The sequence below is a fragment of the Telluria sp. ZB4P36 genome, assembly GCF_059685865.1.
This window is the reverse complement of record NZ_JCASIE010000024.1, coordinates 1-18198: the sequence shown is the minus strand read 5'-3', so window position 1 is coordinate 18198 and position 18198 is coordinate 1. Positions and strand designations below refer to the sequence as shown.

At 66.4% G+C, this 18198-nt stretch carries 15 protein-coding genes and 1 pseudogene; 5 read left to right on the top strand and 11 right to left on the bottom strand.

Annotation, left to right across the window (positions count from 1 at the left end; genetic code table 11):
• Nucleotides 1-55: 55 nt before the first annotated feature.
• Both rfbD and AC56LK_RS22315 read right to left on the bottom strand, forming a co-directional pair.
• Entirely contained in the window at nucleotides 56-973 is a 918-nt protein-coding gene (gene rfbD / locus AC56LK_RS22320; RefSeq protein ID WP_497186663.1) for a dTDP-4-dehydrorhamnose reductase, read from the bottom strand.
• A 200-nt stretch (nucleotides 974-1173) separates the two neighbouring features.
• Nucleotides 1174-2325 carry an MraY family glycosyltransferase gene (locus tag AC56LK_RS22315; RefSeq protein ID WP_497186662.1) on the bottom strand — a complete coding sequence of 384 codons (1152 nt, stop codon included), beginning with the start codon at nucleotides 2323-2325 and terminating at the stop codon, nucleotides 1174-1176.
• A 211-nt stretch (nucleotides 2326-2536) separates the two neighbouring features.
• On the opposite strand from AC56LK_RS22315, the gene AC56LK_RS22310 reads away from it, so the two are divergent.
• Nucleotides 2537-3685, top strand: coding sequence for a hypothetical protein (locus AC56LK_RS22310; protein WP_497186661.1), 1149 nt, complete (start codon nucleotides 2537-2539; stop codon nucleotides 3683-3685).
• A 6-nt stretch (nucleotides 3686-3691) separates the two neighbouring features.
• Here the strand turns inward: AC56LK_RS22310 and AC56LK_RS22305 are convergent.
• The 8 genes and pseudogenes from AC56LK_RS22305 to AC56LK_RS22270 all read right to left on the bottom strand — a co-directional run.
• Nucleotides 3692-4189: pseudogene (locus tag AC56LK_RS22305) on the bottom strand (fumarylacetoacetate hydrolase family protein); the annotation flags it as partial.
• Nucleotides 4190-4244: 55 nt separating this feature from the next.
• Nucleotides 4245-5342, bottom strand: a complete 1098-nt coding sequence (locus AC56LK_RS22300) for a phospholipase A (protein WP_497186660.1) — start codon at nucleotides 5340-5342, stop codon at nucleotides 4245-4247.
• Between the two features lie 111 nt (nucleotides 5343-5453).
• Nucleotides 5454-6167 carry a pseudouridine synthase gene (locus tag AC56LK_RS22295; protein WP_497186659.1) on the bottom strand — a complete coding sequence of 238 codons (714 nt, stop codon included), beginning with the start codon at nucleotides 6165-6167 and terminating at the stop codon, nucleotides 5454-5456.
• Nucleotides 6168-6333: 166 nt separating this feature from the next.
• Nucleotides 6334-6831: a hypothetical protein gene (locus tag AC56LK_RS22290; RefSeq protein WP_497186658.1), complete on the bottom strand. Its 498-nt coding sequence runs from the start codon at nucleotides 6829-6831 to the stop codon at nucleotides 6334-6336.
• Between the two features lie 79 nt (nucleotides 6832-6910).
• Complete coding sequence (locus tag AC56LK_RS22285; protein WP_497186657.1) at nucleotides 6911-7930, bottom strand: S49 family peptidase; 1020 nt, start codon at nucleotides 7928-7930, stop codon at nucleotides 6911-6913.
• 30 nt (nucleotides 7931-7960) lie between these two features.
• Nucleotides 7961-8335, bottom strand: a complete 375-nt coding sequence (locus tag AC56LK_RS22280) for a Rieske (2Fe-2S) protein (RefSeq protein ID WP_497186656.1) — start codon at nucleotides 8333-8335, stop codon at nucleotides 7961-7963.
• A gap of 2 nt (nucleotides 8336-8337) precedes the next feature.
• Entirely contained in the window at nucleotides 8338-8997 is a 660-nt protein-coding gene (locus tag AC56LK_RS22275; protein WP_497186655.1) for an HAD-IIIA family hydrolase, read from the bottom strand.
• Between the two features lie 37 nt (nucleotides 8998-9034).
• Nucleotides 9035-10024 carry an RluA family pseudouridine synthase gene (locus tag AC56LK_RS22270; protein ID WP_497186654.1) on the bottom strand — a complete coding sequence of 330 codons (990 nt, stop codon included), beginning with the start codon at nucleotides 10022-10024 and terminating at the stop codon, nucleotides 9035-9037.
• A 668-nt stretch (nucleotides 10025-10692) separates the two neighbouring features.
• Here AC56LK_RS22270 and AC56LK_RS22265 point away from each other — a divergent pair.
• The 4 genes from AC56LK_RS22265 (at nucleotide 10693) to moeA (ending at nucleotide 18068) form a co-directional block, all read left to right on the top strand.
• Entirely contained in the window at nucleotides 10693-13707 is a 3015-nt protein-coding gene (locus AC56LK_RS22265) for an Rne/Rng family ribonuclease (protein ID WP_497186653.1), read from the top strand.
• A 67-nt stretch (nucleotides 13708-13774) separates the two neighbouring features.
• A complete protein-coding gene (gene chrA / locus AC56LK_RS22260) occupies nucleotides 13775-15088 on the top strand; it encodes a chromate efflux transporter (protein WP_497186652.1) in 1314 nt (437 codons plus the stop codon).
• Nucleotides 15081-16187, top strand: coding sequence for a GTP 3',8-cyclase MoaA (gene moaA / locus AC56LK_RS22255; protein WP_497186651.1), 1107 nt, complete (start codon nucleotides 15081-15083; stop codon nucleotides 16185-16187). Before chrA ends, moaA begins: the two co-directional genes overlap by 8 nt.
• 9 nt (nucleotides 16188-16196) lie before the next feature.
• Complete coding sequence (gene moeA / locus AC56LK_RS22250) at nucleotides 16197-18068, top strand: molybdopterin molybdotransferase MoeA (protein WP_497186650.1); 1872 nt, start codon at nucleotides 16197-16199, stop codon at nucleotides 18066-18068.
• A gap of 47 nt (nucleotides 18069-18115) precedes the next feature.
• Here the strand turns inward: moeA and AC56LK_RS22245 are convergent.
• The coding region (locus tag AC56LK_RS22245; protein ID WP_497186712.1) for an IS3 family transposase at nucleotides 18116-18198 on the bottom strand (83 nt) is incomplete at its 5' end.

The following is an 18198-nucleotide window of genomic DNA, read 5'->3' as shown; positions in this document are numbered from 1 at the left end:
CTACCGCCTCCCGTGATGACGCCCTCGCGCCTTGCAGATTCATTCATGGATACCCTCATAGTTTGCCGCCCGCCACCAGTTCGGCGACCAAGCGGTTGACGTCGTCGCGCCAGTCCGGCACCGCCAGTGCGAAGCGGGTCCGGAACTTGGTGGTGTCGAGCAGCGAACTGGCCGGGCGCGCCGCCGCGGCGCCCCAGTCCGCCGCCGCGACAGGCATGATGCGTTCGGGCGACAGCGCCAGCCGCGCACCATGAGCCAGTGCCTGCTCGACGAGGTGACACGCATAGGCGTGCCAGTTGGTGCGGCCGGATGCCGCCACGTGGTAGGTACCCGACCATCCTTCCGCAGCTCCGGGCTCCAGGGCGATGCGGTACAGCGCCAGCGCGCTTAGGTCCGCCAGCAAGCCGGCACTGGTCGGTGCACCGACCTGGTCGGCGACGACCTCGAGCTGCGCGCGTTCCTTCGCCAGGCGCAGGATGGTCTTGGGGAAGTTTGCGCCGTGCCGTCCGAATACCCAAGAGGTGCGCAGGATGAGATGGCGCACGCCGCTCGCCCGGACGCGATCTTCACCCTCGAGCTTGGTGCGGCCGTAGGCAGACAGTGGGCCGGACGGGTCGGTCTCGCTCCAGGCGCCGCCCGCTCCGCTGCCCTGCCCGCCGCCGAACACGTAGTCCGTCGAGTAGTGCACCAGCCAGGCGCCGCAGGCGCAGGCCTCTTCCGCCAGCACGCCCGGAGCCAGCGCGTTGACGGCACGTGCGCCCGCTTCATCGGTCTCGGCACGGTCGACCGCCGTATAGGCCGCTGTATTGACGATGATCCCGGGCCGCTCCCTGCGCACCCAGGCACGCAGGGAGGCAGGATCGGAGAAGTCGGCTTCGGCCCGGCCGAGTGCGCGCAGTTCGCCCAGCGGCGCCAGCGCACGCTGCAGTTCCCAGCCAAGCTGCCCGTCCTTGCCGAACAGTAGGATCTTCATGGTGCCGTAGACTTGCCTGCGTAGTGCTGCGCGAACCAGTCGCGGCGGGAGCCGCCGCTCACGCTCTGCACCCCACGAAATGAGAACCAATGAAGCCGTCGCCACCAGTCACGAGAATGGTCATACCTTACCCGGGTGAGTTGAATTTGGGCACGCGCCCCAACCCGAATTATGGCGCTTTTAGGCTTGCAGCGGGAAGCTCAGAGTCCGCGCCGAACCAACGGACTGTCCGGCTGCCCCAGCATCGCTTCCGGCAGCGCTTCGCTGCGCTTGATGCGGCGGCGGCGCGCCCACCATGCGGACACCACGAAGGCATACACCGACAGGTACAGCAGGAAGCCGGCAAGCACACCCTGGAGTAGCGCTTCCGGCACGGCGGAGAAGCGCACCGCCATCATGGCCGGCACCAGCGCCACCAGCCAGGAAACCGACGACACGCAGGAATTGCGCAAGGGCGCCGGCAGCGCCCGCAGGTAGCGCGCCACGAGCGCCGTCTTGACCAGGCTGTGCAGGTGCCAGCTGTCCGGGTGGCCAGGATGGCGGCGGCACCACAGGCGGCGCACGATGGTGAACACGGTTTCGAAGATCGGATAGCCGCAGGCCAGCATCGGCGCCCATGGCGACACCAGCGGGTTGCGGTAGACCAGCATCACCGACAACCAGGCCAGCAGGAAGCCGAGCAGATAGGCGCCGCCGTCGCCGAGGAACAGTTTGCCAAACGGGAAATTGATCACAAAGAAGCCAGCCGTCACGGCGCAGACCACGAAGCACAGCTGGGCCAGGGTGGCGTCGCCGGCGTCCTGGGCGATGACGCCGAGCGCGGCCATGCCGATCAGCACGGTGCCGCTCGCCAGGCCGTTGAAACCGTCGATGATGTTGACCGCATTGGCCACGCCGCCCACGGCGACGGCGGTGAACAAGACCGAGGCCGGCAGCCAGGCCAGCATCATGTCGATCGGTGCGACACCGACGCGCAGCAGGGTGACACCGGTCAGGCCCCAGCAGCACACGCCGCTGGCGACGGTGGCGAACAGGCGCGCGCGCACCGAGACCTTGCGGGTCAGGTCTTCGGCCAGGCCGAACACGAAGGCCGGCATGGCAGACACCAGCACCGGCAGCAGCAATTCCTGCTGATCCGACGGCAGCACGCCGAGCGACAGCCACAGGCCGAGCATGATGGCGGCACCGCCGATGCGCGGCGTCGGGGTGATATGGAATTTCTGCACACCATGCGTCGCGTCCAGCGAGTAGCGGCCGTGCCAGCGCGTCGTGAGGACGAGCAGCAGCGAACACGCTAGCGACACGGCAAAGCCAAGCTCGAGGCCGGCAAATGGCAAATTAATAATACTCATAGAACCACTTTGTTAACCCGTCAATTCTATCGCATTTCAATTTAGCCAACGCTGAAACGTGTTACAGACTGTTTCCCTGCCGGCTAGCGCAAGTCCCTGATCTTGCAAGGACAAGTTGGCGATTCTAGGGAGCTTGACATCTCGCAATCAATCGCCCTGAAACTTCTCCTACCATTTCTCGACAATTCATTACAGTTATTCGAAGGAATCCTTGCCGCGCTTCCTTGCACTCCTTATCCTGCTCGTCACGCTCGCTGCGCCGGCCCATGGCCAGTCCTCAGGCGAGCAGGCCGAGCTGCGCGTCCGCCAACTCGAGGCCGAGGCGCGCCAGGCCCTGGCCGAAGCCGAGCGTGCCGAACTGCTGGCGCGCCTGCCGCCGGCCCAATCGAAAGCACTGGCCGGCAGCATCGATACGCGCCAGTTCGGCGCGGCCGGCCTGGTACGCGCCTTCGACCTGGCGCGCGAACTCGCGGCCGGGCTGTGCGCCCGCCTGCCGCCCGGCCGCTCCGCCGCCCTCTACGATCCGGCCACGGCCCAGGGCATGGTGGCGGCGCGCACCGTGGACGGCGCCGTCGCCCGCCTGTCCAGCGACATGGCCGACAGGAACAAGGCCTTGCAGCGCTACCTCGATACACACCGACCGCCCGGCTCCGGCGCGGCCGCCCTGCCCCTGGCTGTGTTGACGGTGGTGCCGGCCACCGTGCGCGCCGGCGCCGACCTCGCCGCCCTGCTGCGCAGCGACGTGACGGTGACGGGGATCGGCTATGGCGAAGGCGCGCGCAGCCTGTTCGCCAGCGCCCTGGCCCAGGCTTGCCCGGAGCGCGTCAGCGGGCTCGGGTCCGGCTACCTGGGCGAACTCGACTGGGCGCGCTACGACAGGCTGCTGGGGCGCCTCAAGGCCCTCGCCGAGCACCGGGCCGGCTACGCCCAGCGCATCGCCGAGCTGCAGGCGCTGATCGACGACGCCAAGGGCGAACAGAAGAAAGAATTCGCGGCGGTCGCGGCGGCGGCACTGGCGCAGCTGAAGCTGGTGGATGCCTTCGTGGAATCGCTCAAGGCCGGCGAAGCCAGCGACAGAAGCCCGCTGTTCAATGCCGCGCGCTACCTCGGCTACAGCGAGCGCACCGCGGGCAGCCTCTTGCTCGACGTCGAGCTGCGGCTGGAAGGCATGAGCATCGTGAAGGAAAACCTGTTTACCGGACAGCAGCTGCGCCTGTCGGGCGTGGCCTTCCTGTGGTACCGGCTGCACGAAGCGGACGGGCGCCTGCTGGCAAGCGAGGTGCTGCGGCGCATCAGCCGGCCGGTCGAGGTCGACCTGCGCGGCAGCGGCGCATCCGATACCTTCTGGTCGGGGCAATAGCGGCCCTCAGCGCTCCAGCCGCTTGAGCGCCTGGTCGATCGCGCCGAAGATCGACTTCCCCTTCTCGTCCAGCATCTCGATGCGGATGGTGTCGCCGAAACGCATGAAGGGCGTGCTGGCCGCGTCGTCGGCGATCATCGCCAGGCAGCGCTGCTCGGCGATGCACGAATAGCCCCTGCTGCTGTCCTTGTTCGAGACCGTGCCCGAGCCGACGATGCTGACGGCACGCACATTGCGGTTCTTGGCCAGGTGCGCGACCATCTGCGGAAAGTTGAACACCATGTCGGTCCCGGCGTCCGGCTGCCCGACCAGGTGGCCATTCCAGCTCGATCGCAGCGGCAGGTGCAGCTTGCCGCCGCGCCAGGCTTCGCCCAGCTCGTCGGGCGTGGCGCCGATCGGCACGTTACCCGTGACCACCGCCACCTCGGCCTCGAAATCGATGCCCCATTCTTCATGCGCCAGCACGATGTCGTCCATCGGGCCGAGGAAATCGTCGCTGCCGCCCTACTAGCAGCTGGCCGTCGCGGGTACCGTCCTTGAGGGTGGCAAGCTTCATGGATCAGTACCGGACCACCACCCCTGCGCCGATGCTGCGCTGGAAGTAGTTGTAGTCGATCAGGCTCTGGCCATAGCCCGAGAACCACTGCACGTAGCCCTTCAGCGGCCCCGCCAGCGGGAAGGCCCAGCCGAGCTGGGTCGCACCCTTGTTGGTCGAAAAATTATGGCGCAGCAGGGCCGAGAACTCGTGTCCATCCATCCGGTAGTTACCGGCCAGTTCGGCGCGGCCCAGGTAGTCGACGATGTCCGGATTGTTGTCATCCTCGAGCGATTCGTTGATGCGCTTCCAGACCCGCGCCGTCATGGACAGGCGGCCGCGTTCCAGGCCGACCTGGGCATAGATCCGGTTCCAGCTGCGCGACAGGGTCGAGGACTGGCCGTTCGACTGGTGATTGAAGCCCAGGTTCAGGAACTTCAGGTTGGCGCCGAGCACGCTGAAGTTCAGCGGCGTCACCAGCATGACTTCGGGCTGGTAATTGGTTTCGCGGAAGGGGCTTGAGGCTTCGCGGTTGCCGGCCTGCCAGAAGCTGTTCTGGGTATAGCCGAACCAGACGTCGACCGGCAGCTCGAAGGCCGTCTCGACCACCTTCATCTTGAAGCCGAGCTGGTATTGCAGCTCAGCATGCGACAACTTGCCGGTGAAATCCGCCGCGCGGAGGGGTTCGTAGGGCGCCTCGTTGGGGCGGTAGCTGCGGGCCGCGATCAGGTAGTTCGCACGGTGCGGGCGGAACACGAAGGTGCCGCGGCGGTGCTTCGCGTTGAGCTCCCAGTGCCCGTCCATGGTGTATTCGGCGGCGGCTTCGACGGCCGGATCGGTGGATGCGGCCGGGTTGGGCCGGACCTTGGCCGGGAAGGCGGACGGCTGCAGGGCGGGCATGGCGGCCGCCACATCGTTCGTGGCCGCAGGCGAAATGACGGGTACGGCGGTCGCGGCGGGCGTGGCGCCATGGGCGGCGGCCAGGCGGTCGAAACAGATCAGGCGCTGGCTGGTGTCGGCGAATTTGGCGCAATCGGCCAATTGCTGCGGGAGTTGCTGGGCGACGACGGGATGGGCGAACAGGAGGGGCAGCAATGCTGCAGGGATCTTCTTTAAGTGCATGGGCTTTCTTCGGAAACGGCTGTGCGGCCGCCAGGCTCATGGACATGAGCGTCCATGACATGGCGGATTGTCAACGGCAGTGTCGCGGAAAAGCCCGTTTAATGGCGCACTTCAGGGAACCAGCAGCGCCAGCTGCTCCTGCTCGAGGAAGCACCACTCCCCTTCTTTCAGCCCGAGGGCCTCCAGGGTGAGCCCGCCGATCTGCGAGCGGTGCAGCGCGCTGCAATGGTTGCCGGCGGCGGCCAGCATGCGCTTGACCTGGTGGTACTTGCCCTGCTCCAGCACGATCTCGAGCTGGTGCTCGCCGCGCTGCACGCAGGACAGCGCCCTTAACGGGGCCGGCTCGTCGTGCAGCTGTACGCCCGCCAGCAACTGGTCCACCAGTGCCTGCGTCACCGGCTCGGCGGTGGTGGCCTGGTAGACCTTGGGCACGTGGCGCTTGGGCGAGGACTGGGCGTGGATGAAGGGTCCGTCGTCCGACATCAGGAGCAGCCCGGTGGTGTCGTGGTCGAGACGGCCGACCGGCTGCACCTCGCGCCAGCCGAACTGCTCGGGCAGCAGGGTCAGCACGCCGGGATGGTGGCTCGGCTTGCGCGAGCATTCGTAGTCGGCCGGCTTGTACAGCGCCAGGTAGACGCGCTCGCGGTAGCGCCATTCCTCGTCGAACACCGTCAGCACGAGATTGTCGGTATCGAAAGTGGCCTTGTAGTTGTCTTCGACCGCGCCGTTGACCAGCACGTCGCCGTCCTCGATCAGGGCGCGGCAGTATTTGCGGGTGCCGAATCCCTGCGATTGCAGGAGTCGGTCCAGGGAAAGTTTGCTCATGGGGCGCCACTTTAACAGAAGGGGCAGCCTCGACAAAGCGCCGGCACCACTGCCCTCGCCCGCGCATGCATCTATTCATTTGACGAGCGTCAAGCCTAGGAACTTTCCTATTGATAGACTTCAACGCGTTAGGAATCCGCCTAACGACGCGAGGACATCTTAACAGTCAACTCCTCGCATAGACCAATAGGACAAGACCGTGCACACCGACGCGCAACCGACCGATGGACCGCTCCCGCTTGCAGTTGATCCTGCCGAGCGGCGCCAGATTGCCCGACTTCATGCTTCCCTGTTTCCCACCCAGCTCGCCCTGGCGCGCTGGCAGCATGGCGGACATATTCCCCACCTGCATCATGGGGCCCCGGCCCTGCGTGCTGCCTGGTATGCAAATGCCCGGCGCGATTTCCAGGCCTGGCTCGACCGCGGTGGCTTCAGCCAGGTCGAGGAAGCGACTCAAGCTCGGATCACCAACTGCCAGCCGGTACACGATGGAGATGCCCAGCAGGTCGGCACCTGCACCTGAGCTTCCTCGCTCGGGAAATGAAAACGACGGCCAAAGCCGCCGTTTCCACTTCCTGAGAAGGAACACAACCGTGAGGAATTGAATTCTCTCGAAGCTGCACCACTGGTGCAGTGGGGGCGGCTTTCGATCCGGTTCGGTCATGACGTGTGTGTCGTGGCCGGACCGCCCTCAAGCCGCTACACCCAATATAGAACATGTTCCGCAGGATGCAAGCAAATTGTCATCTTAATTGCGGCACGGCTCCCTTGTAGACGGCGCTGACGGCACCATTCCCGACCGCCGCACCGAATTTCTTCAGCACACGTTCCGGCAGGCCTTCGTGGGCGGTGTAGTCGACGATGTCCTCGGCCTTGACGATGTCGCGCGCCACGGAGTCGACCGTGCCGAAGCCGTCGGCCAGGCCCATTTCCACCGCCTTCGCCCCGGTCCAGTAGAGGCCGGAGAAGGTTTCAGGCGTTTCCTTCAGGCGCTTGCCGCGGCCGGCGCGCACCACCGAAATGAACTGCTGGTGGATTTCATTGAGCATCGCCTGGGCGTGCGCCTTGTGCTTGTCGGACTGGGGGCTGAACGGATCGAGGAAACCCTTGTTCTCGCCGGCCGTGAGCAGGCGCCGCTCGACGCCCAGCTTTTCCATGGTGCCGGTGAAACCGAAGCTGTCCATCAGCACGCCGACCGAGCCGACGATCGAGGCCTTGTTGACGTAGATGCGGTCGGCCGCCGAGGCGATGTAATAGCCGCCCGAGGCGCACATCTCGTCCACCACGACGTACAGGGGCTTGTCCGGGTAGCCGCGCTTGAGGCGTTGGATCTCGTCGACGATGATGCCTGCCTGCACCGGACTGCCGCCGGGGCTGTCGATGCGCAGCACCACCGCGGCCGAGCCGGCATCGGAGAAGGCCTTGTTCAGCGAGGGAATCACGGTGTCGGCCGCGCCGCTGCCTTCGGACTCGATCTCGCCATTGATTTCGATGAGGGCGGTGTGGCGGCCCAGGTTCTCGTCGCCGCCGAGGCCGACAGCGGAATCGTAATAGGTCAGCAGGGCCAGGATGGCGACCAGCAGGAAGCTCAGCTTGAAGAAGATGCCCCAGCGGCGCGCGGCGCGGCGCTCCTGCACGGTGGCAAACACCAGCTTTTCCAGCGTGGCACGCTCCCAGTTGCTGACGCTGGGGTCGGAGGCAAGCCGTTTGTCGGCCGGATGTTCGCCTGCAGGATCGTGGTCGTGACTCGTTTGGTCGCTCATATTTTCCGCTTTGTTGTTCCGGACGGATACCTAGGGTGCCGGTGCCCGCACCATCTCGTCGGGCTGCCACCAGATGCCACCGTCGTGTTCGCTGACCGCGATCGGGCGCAGCTTGCCGCCGCGGCAAGGTCCGCCGGCGCACCTGCCGGTATCCGGCTCGTACACGGCGCCGTGGGTCGCACACATCAGGTACAGCCCGCTCGACTCGAAAAAGTCGCCCTGCGACCAGTCGAGTTCGATCGGCACGTGGGCACAACGGTTCAGGTAAGCAAATGGTTTACCGCCATACCGTACCACAAAGCCGGTGGTTGGGTGCCCAAAAGCAATTACTGGGAAGCGGACGCCCTTCCCGCCGTCGAGCAAGGCTGCGGCTTCGCACACGAACAGCCCGCGATCTTCCCCCATTCTTACGCGTTCTCCAGCAACCAGGTGTGCAGCTCGGGAATCGTGCGGGCCGAGAAGATCGGCTTGCAGGCCTGCAGCTGATGCACCGGATGGGCGCCGAACTCGACTGCAATACCGGCCGCGCCCGCGTTGTTCGCCATCATCAGGTCGTGGGTCGTATCGCCGATCATGACGGTGCGGCGCAGGTCCTGCCCCAGCTCGCGCGTCAGTTCCTGCAGCATGGCCGGGTGCGGCTTGGAGAAAGTCTCGTCGGCGCAGCGGGTGGCGTCGAACATGGCCAGTAGCCCGGCCGCGTTCATGGCCCGGTTCAAGCCCACGCGGCTCTTGCCCGTGGCCACCGCCAGGAAATAACCCTGTTGCGAAAGATCGCTCAACATCTCGCGAACTCCCTTGAACAGCACCAGTTCGTGGTCTTTCGTCAGGAAGTGATAGCGGTAGCGCTCGACCATGCGCGGGTACAGCACCGGGTCGATGTCCGGCAGCACGGCCTGCATCGCCTCGGACAGGCCGAGGCCGATGACATGCGAGGCCGAGGCGTCGCTCGGCACCGGCAAGCCCAGGTCGCGCGCCGCCGACTGGATGCAGCGGACGATCGCCGCCGTGCTGTCCATCAGCGTACCGTCCCAGTCGAAAACGATCAGGTCAAATTGCTTTCTTGGCATTGTAGTGTCATGTGCACGGCGGGTAGCCGCCATGCCTTTATGTTAATGGTTGTCCCAAGCTTACCAAGAATCGGTCGCACTCGGCCGGCAAGGGCGCGCGCAAGGTCATCGGCTGGCCGGTGTCGGGGTGCGTGAAGGTGATTTGGTAGGCATGCAGGAACATGCGCTTGAGCGCCCCGCGCTCGGCAGTTGCCTTCTGAAGCTGCTTGTTCAAGGCAAAATCGCCGTATTTCTCGTCACCCAGGATAGGAAAGCCGCTCGACGCCAGGTGCACGCGGATCTGGTGGGTGCGGCCGGTTTTCAGCTCGGCTTCGAGCAGGGCGAAGTCCTTCCACTTGCGCTTCAGATTGAACACCGTGTGCGCTTCCTGGCCGCCGGCCTGTACCACCACGCGGCGCTCGCCGTCCGGGGTCGTGAATTTATGTAAAGGGAGCTTTACATGCTGGCGCTTGTTGGTCCAGTCGCCGACCACGGCCGTGAGGTAGCGCTTGTCGGTCACGCCGTCGCGCATCTGGTCGTGCAGGTTGGTCAGCGCCGAGCGTTTCTTGGCGATGAGCAGCAAGCCCGAGGTCTCGCGGTCGAGCCGGTGCACCAGTTCCAGGAACTTGGCCTGCGGGCGCGCCGCGCGCAACTGCTCGATGACGCCATACGACACGCCCGAGCCGCCGTGCACCGCCACCCCGGACGGCTTGTCGATGACGAGCAGGTGGGTGTCTTCGAACACGATGGCGAATTCGGCGCCGGGCGCCGCCTGCGCGCTGGCCTTCTCGGCGATGCGGATCGGCGGGATGCGCACCAGGTCGCCCTCGACCAGGCGGTAGAGCTGGTCGATGCGGCCCTTGTTGACCCGCACTTCCCCCGAACGGAGGATGCGGTAGATGTGGCTCTTGGGGACGCCTTTGCACACACGCAACAGATAGTTATCGATGCGCTGGCCGGCTTCTTCCTCGGTGATTGTCACAAACTGCGCCTGGATCGTTGGCTGTGATGAAGGGGGAACAACATCGTTCTGTACCACTGTTCGCATTGTCTTCCCAGAAATTCTCTCTAAGTCCTTCATTTTGAATATATAATCGACAGGCGGCGGTCAAACCTCTGCTGGTGTAAGAATTAAAACGATATTTTACACAGGGGCGCGCTCCACCGGCCCTGCCATGAGCAAATTCGGTGGAAAAAAACGTGTACGCACATTCAGGCGCCGATCAGGGTTGCACCTGCAGTTGCAATCGGGTTGCGTGGCTGAGTGCCGGATTGGATTGTTTGGATTTGTATGGATAAGTACCGGAAAGCCGCTGATTGGCGGCTCGCCGGTTGATGGTGTCGATAACGCTTGTCGTTTTCGCCCGACCCGATGTAAGCCTCACCTGAAGGCTCGAAAGTAGTAAAGGCTGTTTGTTCGCCTCGACGTCTTGGTTGTATGCTGGCTACGGTTTGGCTCGTTGTTGCACACCGCCCCGCTGTCCCCGCCGTGCCCACCCCAACGTGGTGGCAGGCGGACCAGTTGCTTGGTTGCGGCGTGCGTAGACAATGACGTTCGACACCACTGCGCCCCGTGCGGCAGCGATGCCTTGCATCGCCCTGCCCCGTCCCGGGTATTCCCCCCTCCAACATCCCCTCTCCGCGTACATCCCATGTACTTCGCCGCGTCTTACAAACGCGGCATGACACGGCCTTCGGGCCGCGGAGTTAATAAAAATGAAACGTATGTTGTTTAACGCTACGCAGCAAGAGGAGTTGCGCGTAGCGATTGTCGACGGCCAGAAGCTGATCGACATCGATATCGAGACCGCCGGTCGCGAGCAACGCAAGTCGAATATCTACAAGGGTGTCATCACCCGCATCGAACCCTCCCTCGAAGCCTGCTTCGTCAGCTACGGCGAAGACCGCCACGGTTTCCTCCCCTTCAAAGAAGTTGCCCGTACCTATTTCCGCGATGGCGTCGACGTGCGTAACTGCACCATCAAGGAAGCCCTGCGCGAAGGCCAGGAAATCATGGTCCAGGTCGAGAAGGAAGAGCGCGGCAACAAGGGCGCGGCCCTGACCTCGTTCATCTCCCTGGCGGGCCGCTACCTGGTCCTGATGCCGAACAACCCGCGCGGCGGCGGCGTGTCGCGCCGTGTCGAAGGCGAAGAGCGCCAGGAACTGCGCGAGACCATGGACAAGCTCGACCTGCCGCAGGGCATGTCGGTCATCGCCCGCACCGCCGGCATCGGCCGCAACGTCGAAGAACTGCAGTGGGACCTGAACTACCTGATGCAGCTGTGGCGCGCGATCGAAGGCGCCGGCAAGTCGGCTTCGGGCCCCTTCCTGATCTACCAGGAAAGCTCGCTGGTGATCCGCGCGATCCGCGACTACTTCCAGCCGGACATCGGCGAAGTCCTGATCGACACCGACGAGATCTTCGACCAGGCGCAGCAGTTCATGTCGCACGTGATGCCCGACATGGCGCACCGCGTGAAGCGCTACAGCGACGACGTGCCGCTGTTCTCGCGCTTCCAGATCGAACACCAGATCGAAACCGCCTACGCGCGCACCGTGCCGCTGCCGTCGGGCGGCGCGATCGTCATCGACCACACCGAAGCCCTGGTCTCCATCGACGTCAACTCGGCACGCGCCACGCGCGGCTCGGACATCGAGACCACCGCCTTCAACACCAACTGCGAAGCGGCCGACGAAGTGGCCCGCCAGCTGCGCCTGCGCGACCTGGGCGGCCTGATCGTGATCGACTTCATCGACATGGAAGTGGCCAAGAACCAGCGCGAGGTGGAAACGCGCCTGAAGGAAGCCCTGCACCACGACCGTGCACGCGTCCAGATGGGCAAGATCTCGCGCTTCGGCCTGATGGAACTGTCGCGCCAGCGCCTGCGTCCGTCGCTGTCGGAAGGCTCGCACGTGACCTGCCCGCGCTGCTCGGGCACCGGCCACATCCGCGATACCGAATCCTCGGCCCTGCAAGTCCTGCGCATCATCCAGGAAGAGGCCATGAAGGAAAACTCGGCCGCGATCCACGTGCAGGTGCCGGTGGACGTTGCCGCCTTCCTGCTGAACGAGAAGCGCGGCGAAGTGCTCAAGATCGAGAACCGCCACCGCATCACCGTGATCCTGATCCCGAACAAGCATCTGGACACCCCGCACTACAAGCTCGAGCGCATCAAGCACGACGACCCGCGCCTGGAAGACGCCGCCGCCAGCTACACCATGGCGGAATCGGCCGAGACCGACATGGGCTTCGCCAAGCGCCAGAAAGAAGAAGCCAAGCCGCGCCAGGAAGCCGTCGTCAAGACCATCACCCCGGCCCAGCCGGCCCCGATGGTGGACCGTAGCGAAGCCGCCAAGCCGGCCAAGACCGCGCCGATGGCTGCACCGGCACCGAGCGCGCCGGCCGCGCCGGCCCCGGCCGAACTGGGCTTCTTCGCCCGCATCAAGAACTTCTTCATGGGCGCACCGGTCGCACCGGCGCCCGCACCCGCACCGGTCGTGGCTGAAAAGCCGGCCGCACCGGCTGGCGAGCGTGGCGAACGCGGTGGCCGCGGCAACCAGCAGCGCACCCGTAATGGCCGCGGCGCCAAGGGCGGCCGCGACCGCGACGAGCGCGACCTGAGCGTCAAGTCTGATGACGGCGTCAAGCCGCTGGAAGCCGAAGGCAAGCCGGCACGTCCGCCGCGCGAAAAACGCGAACCGCGCGCACCGCGCGAGCCGCGTGAGCAGCTGGATGCCGCAAGCGGCGCACCGGCCGCACCGCGCGCGGAACGTGGCGAGCGCGCCGAGCGTGAGCCGGGCGAGCGCAAGGAACGTGCACCGCGCCAGCCGCGCGAGCGCGGCGAGCGCAGCGCCCAGCAGCCAGTCGAGGCCAAGGCGGAAGAGCTGAAGCTCCAGGCCGTGCCGGCCCCGAGCGAGGAAAGCGAGCTGGCCACCACCACCCCGCACGGCGACGTGCTGGAGCATGCGGTGAAGGTCGCTTCGACCGGCCCAGCCGGCGAGGAACTGGACGGCGAAGGAGACGAGCCGCGCCGCCGCCGCCGCCGTGGTGGCCGCAACCGCAACCGCCGCGACCGTGAAGCCGAAGGCATCGAATCGGTGGACGGCGTCGAAGGCGCACCGGCCTTCACTCCGGTGGCCGACGAGGAAGCCGCGAAGGTCGCGGCCGAAGCCAAGTCCGCACCGAAGAAGACCGCTCCGGTCGAGCCGGGTCCATGGCCCTTCCCGACCGCCGCGTCGGTGGCTGCCAAGGCCCAGGCCGACGCCGCCGCCGCTGCACCGGTTGCGGCTCCGGCTGCTCCGGTCGCTGCTCCGGTCGCTGCCCCAGTGGCTGCCCCAGTGGCTGCGGCGCCGGCCGTGACGGCAGAGCCGGGTCCGTGGCTGTTCCCGACCGCGGCATCGATGGCTGCGGCCAAGGCACCGGCAGCTCCAGTGGCTCAGCCTGCTCCGGTTGCCGAAGCTGCACCGGCGCCGGTGGCTGAAGCACCGGCCGCTCCGGTTGCTCCCGCTCCCGTCCCTCCTGTCGCGCCGGCGCCTGTCCAGGCACCAGTGGACATGAACGAGGTGCTGTCCCAGGCCGGCCTGCAGCTCGCGTCGACCGACCCGGAAAAGCTGCGCGCCGCCCAGGAAGCCGCCGCCCAGGCCAACATCGCACCGCGCATGGGCCGTGCCCGCAAGCCGGTGCAGGCGCCGGTCGACGAGCCGCTGGTTCAGGTGGATACGCGTCAGTAAACTGCTGACTGCAAAGTAGAAAGGGAAGCTCCGGCTTCCCTTTTTTATTGATGGGTTACGATACCGCATGCCTCACCAAGTCACTCTCCGCGAAGCCCTGCTCTACTGGTTCAAGCTCGGTTTCATCAGCTTCGGCGGCCCCGCCGGCCAGATCGCCCTGATGCACGCCGAACTGGTCGAGCGGCGCCGCTGGATCTCCGAGCAGCGCTTCCTGCACGCCCTGAACTACTGCATGCTGCTGCCCGGCCCGGAAGCGACCCAGCTGGCCGTCTACATCGGCTGGCTGCTGCACCGCAGCGTCGGCGGCATCCTGGCCGGGCTGCTGTTCATCCTGCCTTCGCTGGCGCTGCTGATCGGCCTGTCCTGGATCTACCTGGCCTGGGGCCACCTGCCCGTGATCGCCGGCATCATGGCCGGCATCAAGCCGGCGGTGGTAGCGATCGTCATCGCGGCCGCCTGGCGCATCGGCACGCGCACGCTGCGCAACGGCGCCCTCGCTACGATCGCCGCGCTGGCCTTCATTGCCATCGCCGTGCTCGACGTTCCGTTTCCCCTGATCGTGCTGGCCGCCGCGCTGGCCGGTTTCATCGGCGGCCGCCGGTGGCCGCAGCGCTTCCAGCCCGGCGGCGGCCACCCGGCCGACCGCAAGCACTACGGGCCGGCCCTGATCGACGACGACACGCCCACCCCGGCGCATGCCCGGTTTTCGCTGCGCGGCCTGCTGAAGGCCTCCTTCATCGGCATCGGCCTTCTACTTGGTGCCTGGCTGGCGCTGGCCGCCGTTTACGGCGTGGATGCCACCCTGAGCCGGATGGGCTGGTTCTTCACCAAGGCCGCCCTGATGACCTTCGGCGGCGCCTATGCCGTGCTGCCCTACGTGGTGCAGGGCGCGGTCGAGAAGTACGGCTGGCTCAGCGCCACCCAGATGATCGACGGCCTGGCCCTGGGCGAGAGCACGCCCGGTCCCCTGATCATGATCGTCGCCTTCGTCGGCTTCGTGGGCGGCTGGACCCAGGCGCTGTTCGGCCCGGCCGCGCTGCCGCTGGCCGGCATCGCCGGCGCCCTGGTCGCCGCCCTGTTCACCTTCCTGCCCTCCTTCGTGTTCATCCTGGCCGGCGGGCCGCTGGTCGAGTCCGGGCGTGGCAAGGTCAGGCTCACCGCGCCGCTGACCGCGATCTCGGCCGCCGTGGTCGGCGTGGTCGCCAGCCTGGCCGTGTTTTTCGGCCAGCACGTGTTTTTCGCCGGCGGCCAGGTTCAGCCGGCGGCGATCGCCATCGGCGCCGCCGTCAGCATCGCCCTGTTGAAGTATAAGGTCGGGCCGATCAAGCTGATCGCCGCCTGTGCACTGGCGGGCATCGTGCTATCGTACTGGCATGCCTGAAAAAATCATCCTGCTGAATGACCTGCGCTCGCCGGCGCTGGCGGTGCCGCCGCAGCCGGAAGCGCCCACCGGCCTGCTGTCCGACACCCTCGGCAGGCCGCTGCACGACCTGCGCATCTCGGTCACCGACCGCTGCAACTTCCGCTGCGTCTACTGCATGCCGAAGGAAGTCTTCGACAAGGACTATGCCTACCTGCCGCACGGCGACCTGCTGTCCTTTGAAGAGATCACGCGCGTGGCGCGCATCGCCATCGCCCACGGCGTCGAGAAAATCCGCCTGACCGGCGGCGAACCCCTGCTGCGCAAGCACCTCGAGCGCCTGGTCGGCATGCTGCGCGCCCTGCCGACGCCGAGCGGCCGTCCGCTCGACCTGACCCTGACCACCAACGGCTCGCTGCTGGCGCGCAAGGCGCAAGCCCTGCAGGATGCGGGCCTGGACCGGGTCACCGTCTCGCTCGACGCGCTCGACGACACGGTGTTCCGGCGCATGAACGACGTCGATTTTGCGGTGGCCGACGTGCTGCACGGCCTCGACGCCGCCCATGCGGCCGGGCTGGGACCGATCAAGGTCAACATGGTGGTCAAGCGCGGCACCAACGAGGACCAGATCCTGCCGATGGCGCGCCACTTCAAGGGCTCGCCCTATATCCTGCGCTTCATCGAATACATGGACGTGGGCGCCTCGAACGGCTGGAACATGGACGAAGTGATTCCCTCGGCCGAGGTGATCCGGCGCATCGGCGCCGAGCTGCCGCTGGCGCCCGCCGCCGCCAACTACACGGGCGAGACTGCCGCGCGCTGGCGTTACCTCGACGGCAGCGGCGAAGTCGGCGTCATCTCCAGCGTCACTCAGGCCTTCTGCCACGACTGCAGCCGCCTGCGCCTGTCCACCGAGGGCAAGCTCTACACCTGCCTGTTCGCCACCCGCGGCCACGACCTGCGCACCCTGCTGCGCAGCGGCCGGACCGACGCCGAGATCGCGGGCGCGCTGGCCCTGCTGTGGCGCGGTCGCGGCGACCGCTATTCGGAAACGCGCACGGTCGACACTTCCGGGCTCGCGCGCGGCAAGAAGGTCGAAATGTCGTATATCGGCGGCTAGCACACACTCATGGACAAGAAACTCATTACAGGATTGATCCTGGCGGGCGGGCGCGGCTCGCGCATGGGCAATGTCGACAAGGGCCTGCAGCCCTTCCGCGGCAAACCGATGGCGCAGCACGCGATCGAGCGCCTGATACCGCAGGTCGGCTCGGTCATGGTCAACGCCAACCGCAACGTCGACGCCTGGCTGGAACTCGCCGCGCCCGTGTGGCAGGACGAGACGCCCGGCTTCGCCGGTCCGCTGGCCGGCCTCGAAGCCGGCCTGCGCCACTGCGTCACGCCCTGGCTGCTGGCGGTGCCCTGCGATTCGCCCTTCCTGCCGCCCGACCTGGCCGCGCGCCTGGCGGCGGCCGCCGAAGAGGCGGACGCCGACCTCGCCTTCGCCGTCACGCAAGAGCCGGGCATGCGCCCGCAGCCGCACCCGGTGTTCTGCCTGGTGAAGACGAGCCGGCTGCCGGTGCTGTCCCGTTACCTGGCCGAGGGCGGACGCCGCATGGACGGCTGGTACAAGGATCTGAAAGCGGTCGAGGTACTGTTCGAAGATGCCGAGGCCTTCCGCAACATCAATACGCTGGACGAGCTGCAGGACCTGGACGACACGCTGCCGCCCTCGCTGGCGAAGGTGACCGGCTGCCTGTCCGGCTACGACCCGGACGCCCTGCCCGTGCGCGACGCCCAGCGCATCATCCGCGAATTCACACAGCCTGTCCGCGCCGTCGAGAAAGTGGCGCTGCGTTCCGCGCTCGGCCGCGTGCTGGCCGCGGACGTGATCTCGCCGATCGCCGTGCCGGCCCACGACAATTCGGCAATGGACGGCTTTGCACTGCGCGGCGCAGACCTGCGCAGCGATGGGCCCGTGTCCCTCCGCGTGATCGGCACGGCCTTCGCCGGCAATCCTTCCGGGCTGGTTCCGGCCGCCGGCGAATGCGTACGCATCATGACGGGCGGCGTCATGCCCGAGGGCTGCGACAGTGTGGTGCCGCAGGAATTCGTCACGCAGGAGGGCGACAACATCCTGCTTCCCGCCGGCGTGATCCGCGCGGGCGACAACCGCCGCTTCGCCGGCGAAGACCTGAGGGCCGGCAGCGCGGCCTTGACGGCTGGCCGCGTGGTGCGGCCGCCCGACCTTGGCATGCTGGCCTCGCTCGGCATTCCCGAAGTCGCGGTGCAGCGCCGCCTGCGGGTCGCCTTCTTCTCGACCGGCGACGAACTGCGCTCGGTCGGCGAGGCGCTCGACGAAGGCTGCGTCTACGACAGCAACCGCTACACCATCTACGGCATGCTGCAGCGCCTGGGCTGCGACATCGTCGACATGGGCGTCGTGCGCGACGATCCGCAAGCGCTGGAAGACGCCCTGCGCAGTGCCTGCGAGAATGCGGACGCCATCATCACCTCGGGCGGCGTGTCGGTCGGCGCGGCCGACTATACCAAGCAGATCATGGCGAAGCTGGGCGAGGTCAGCTTCTGGAAGATCGGCATGCGCCCCGGGCGGCCGCTGGCCTTCGGACGCGTGAACTCGAACGGCCGCAGCGCCTTCCTGTTCGGGCTGCCGGGAAATCCGGTGGCGGTGATGGTGTCCTTCTACTTTTTCGCCCGCGAAGCGCTGCTGCGCATGATGGGCGCCGAGGCCCCGCTGCCGCTGCTGCGCGCAAGGTCGGGCGGCGCGATCCGCAAGAAACCCGGCCGCACGGAATACCAGCGCGGTATCCTGGCGCGCGGCGAAGACGGCCAGCCGGAAGTGCGAATTACGGGTTCGCAGGGCTCGGGCATCCTGCGCTCGATGTCGGAGGCGAACTGCATGGTGGTGCTGCACGACGAACAGGGCAATGTCGCGGCCGGCGACATGGTCGACGTGCTTGTATTTGAGGGTTTGATGTAGGGTGGACGGCTATGTGAACTGACCCCAAATAGTTGGACGTTAAGTCGTTAAGCGCCCATGGCCTGGGTCCTGTACTGCACGGGACTCAGGCCTTTTAGTTTGAGTTTGATGCGGTCATTATTGTAATACC

Bases quoted from the DNA above. Each gene is read 5' to 3' on its own strand.
- moaA (WP_497186651.1), top strand. From the start codon at position 15,081: ATGCCTGAAAAAATCATCCTGCTGAATGACCTGCGCTCGCCGGCGCTG.
- AC56LK_RS22315 (WP_497186662.1), bottom strand. From the start codon at position 2,325: ATGAGTATTATTAATTTGCCATTTGCCGGCCTCGAGCTTGGCTTTGCC.
- AC56LK_RS22270 (WP_497186654.1), bottom strand. From the start codon at position 10,024: ATGCGAACAGTGGTACAGAACGATGTTGTTCCCCCTTCATCACAGCCA.
- AC56LK_RS22290 (WP_497186658.1), bottom strand. From the start codon at position 6,831: ATGACCGAACCGGATCGAAAGCCGCCCCCACTGCACCAGTGGTGCAGC.
- AC56LK_RS22265 (WP_497186653.1), top strand. From the start codon at position 10,693: ATGAAACGTATGTTGTTTAACGCTACGCAGCAAGAGGAGTTGCGCGTA.
- AC56LK_RS22285 (WP_497186657.1), bottom strand. From the start codon at position 7,930: ATGAGCGACCAAACGAGTCACGACCACGATCCTGCAGGCGAACATCCG.
- AC56LK_RS22295 (WP_497186659.1), bottom strand. From the start codon at position 6,167: ATGAGCAAACTTTCCCTGGACCGACTCCTGCAATCGCAGGGATTCGGC.
- AC56LK_RS22300 (WP_497186660.1), bottom strand. From the start codon at position 5,342: ATGCACTTAAAGAAGATCCCTGCAGCATTGCTGCCCCTCCTGTTCGCC.
- AC56LK_RS22275 (WP_497186655.1), bottom strand. From the start codon at position 8,997: ATGCCAAGAAAGCAATTTGACCTGATCGTTTTCGACTGGGACGGTACG.
- chrA (WP_497186652.1), top strand. From the start codon at position 13,775: ATGCCTCACCAAGTCACTCTCCGCGAAGCCCTGCTCTACTGGTTCAAG.
- moeA (WP_497186650.1), top strand. From the start codon at position 16,197: ATGGACAAGAAACTCATTACAGGATTGATCCTGGCGGGCGGGCGCGGC.
- rfbD (WP_497186663.1), bottom strand. From the start codon at position 973: ATGAAGATCCTACTGTTCGGCAAGGACGGGCAGCTTGGCTGGGAACTG.
- AC56LK_RS22280 (WP_497186656.1), bottom strand. From the start codon at position 8,335: ATGGGGGAAGATCGCGGGCTGTTCGTGTGCGAAGCCGCAGCCTTGCTC.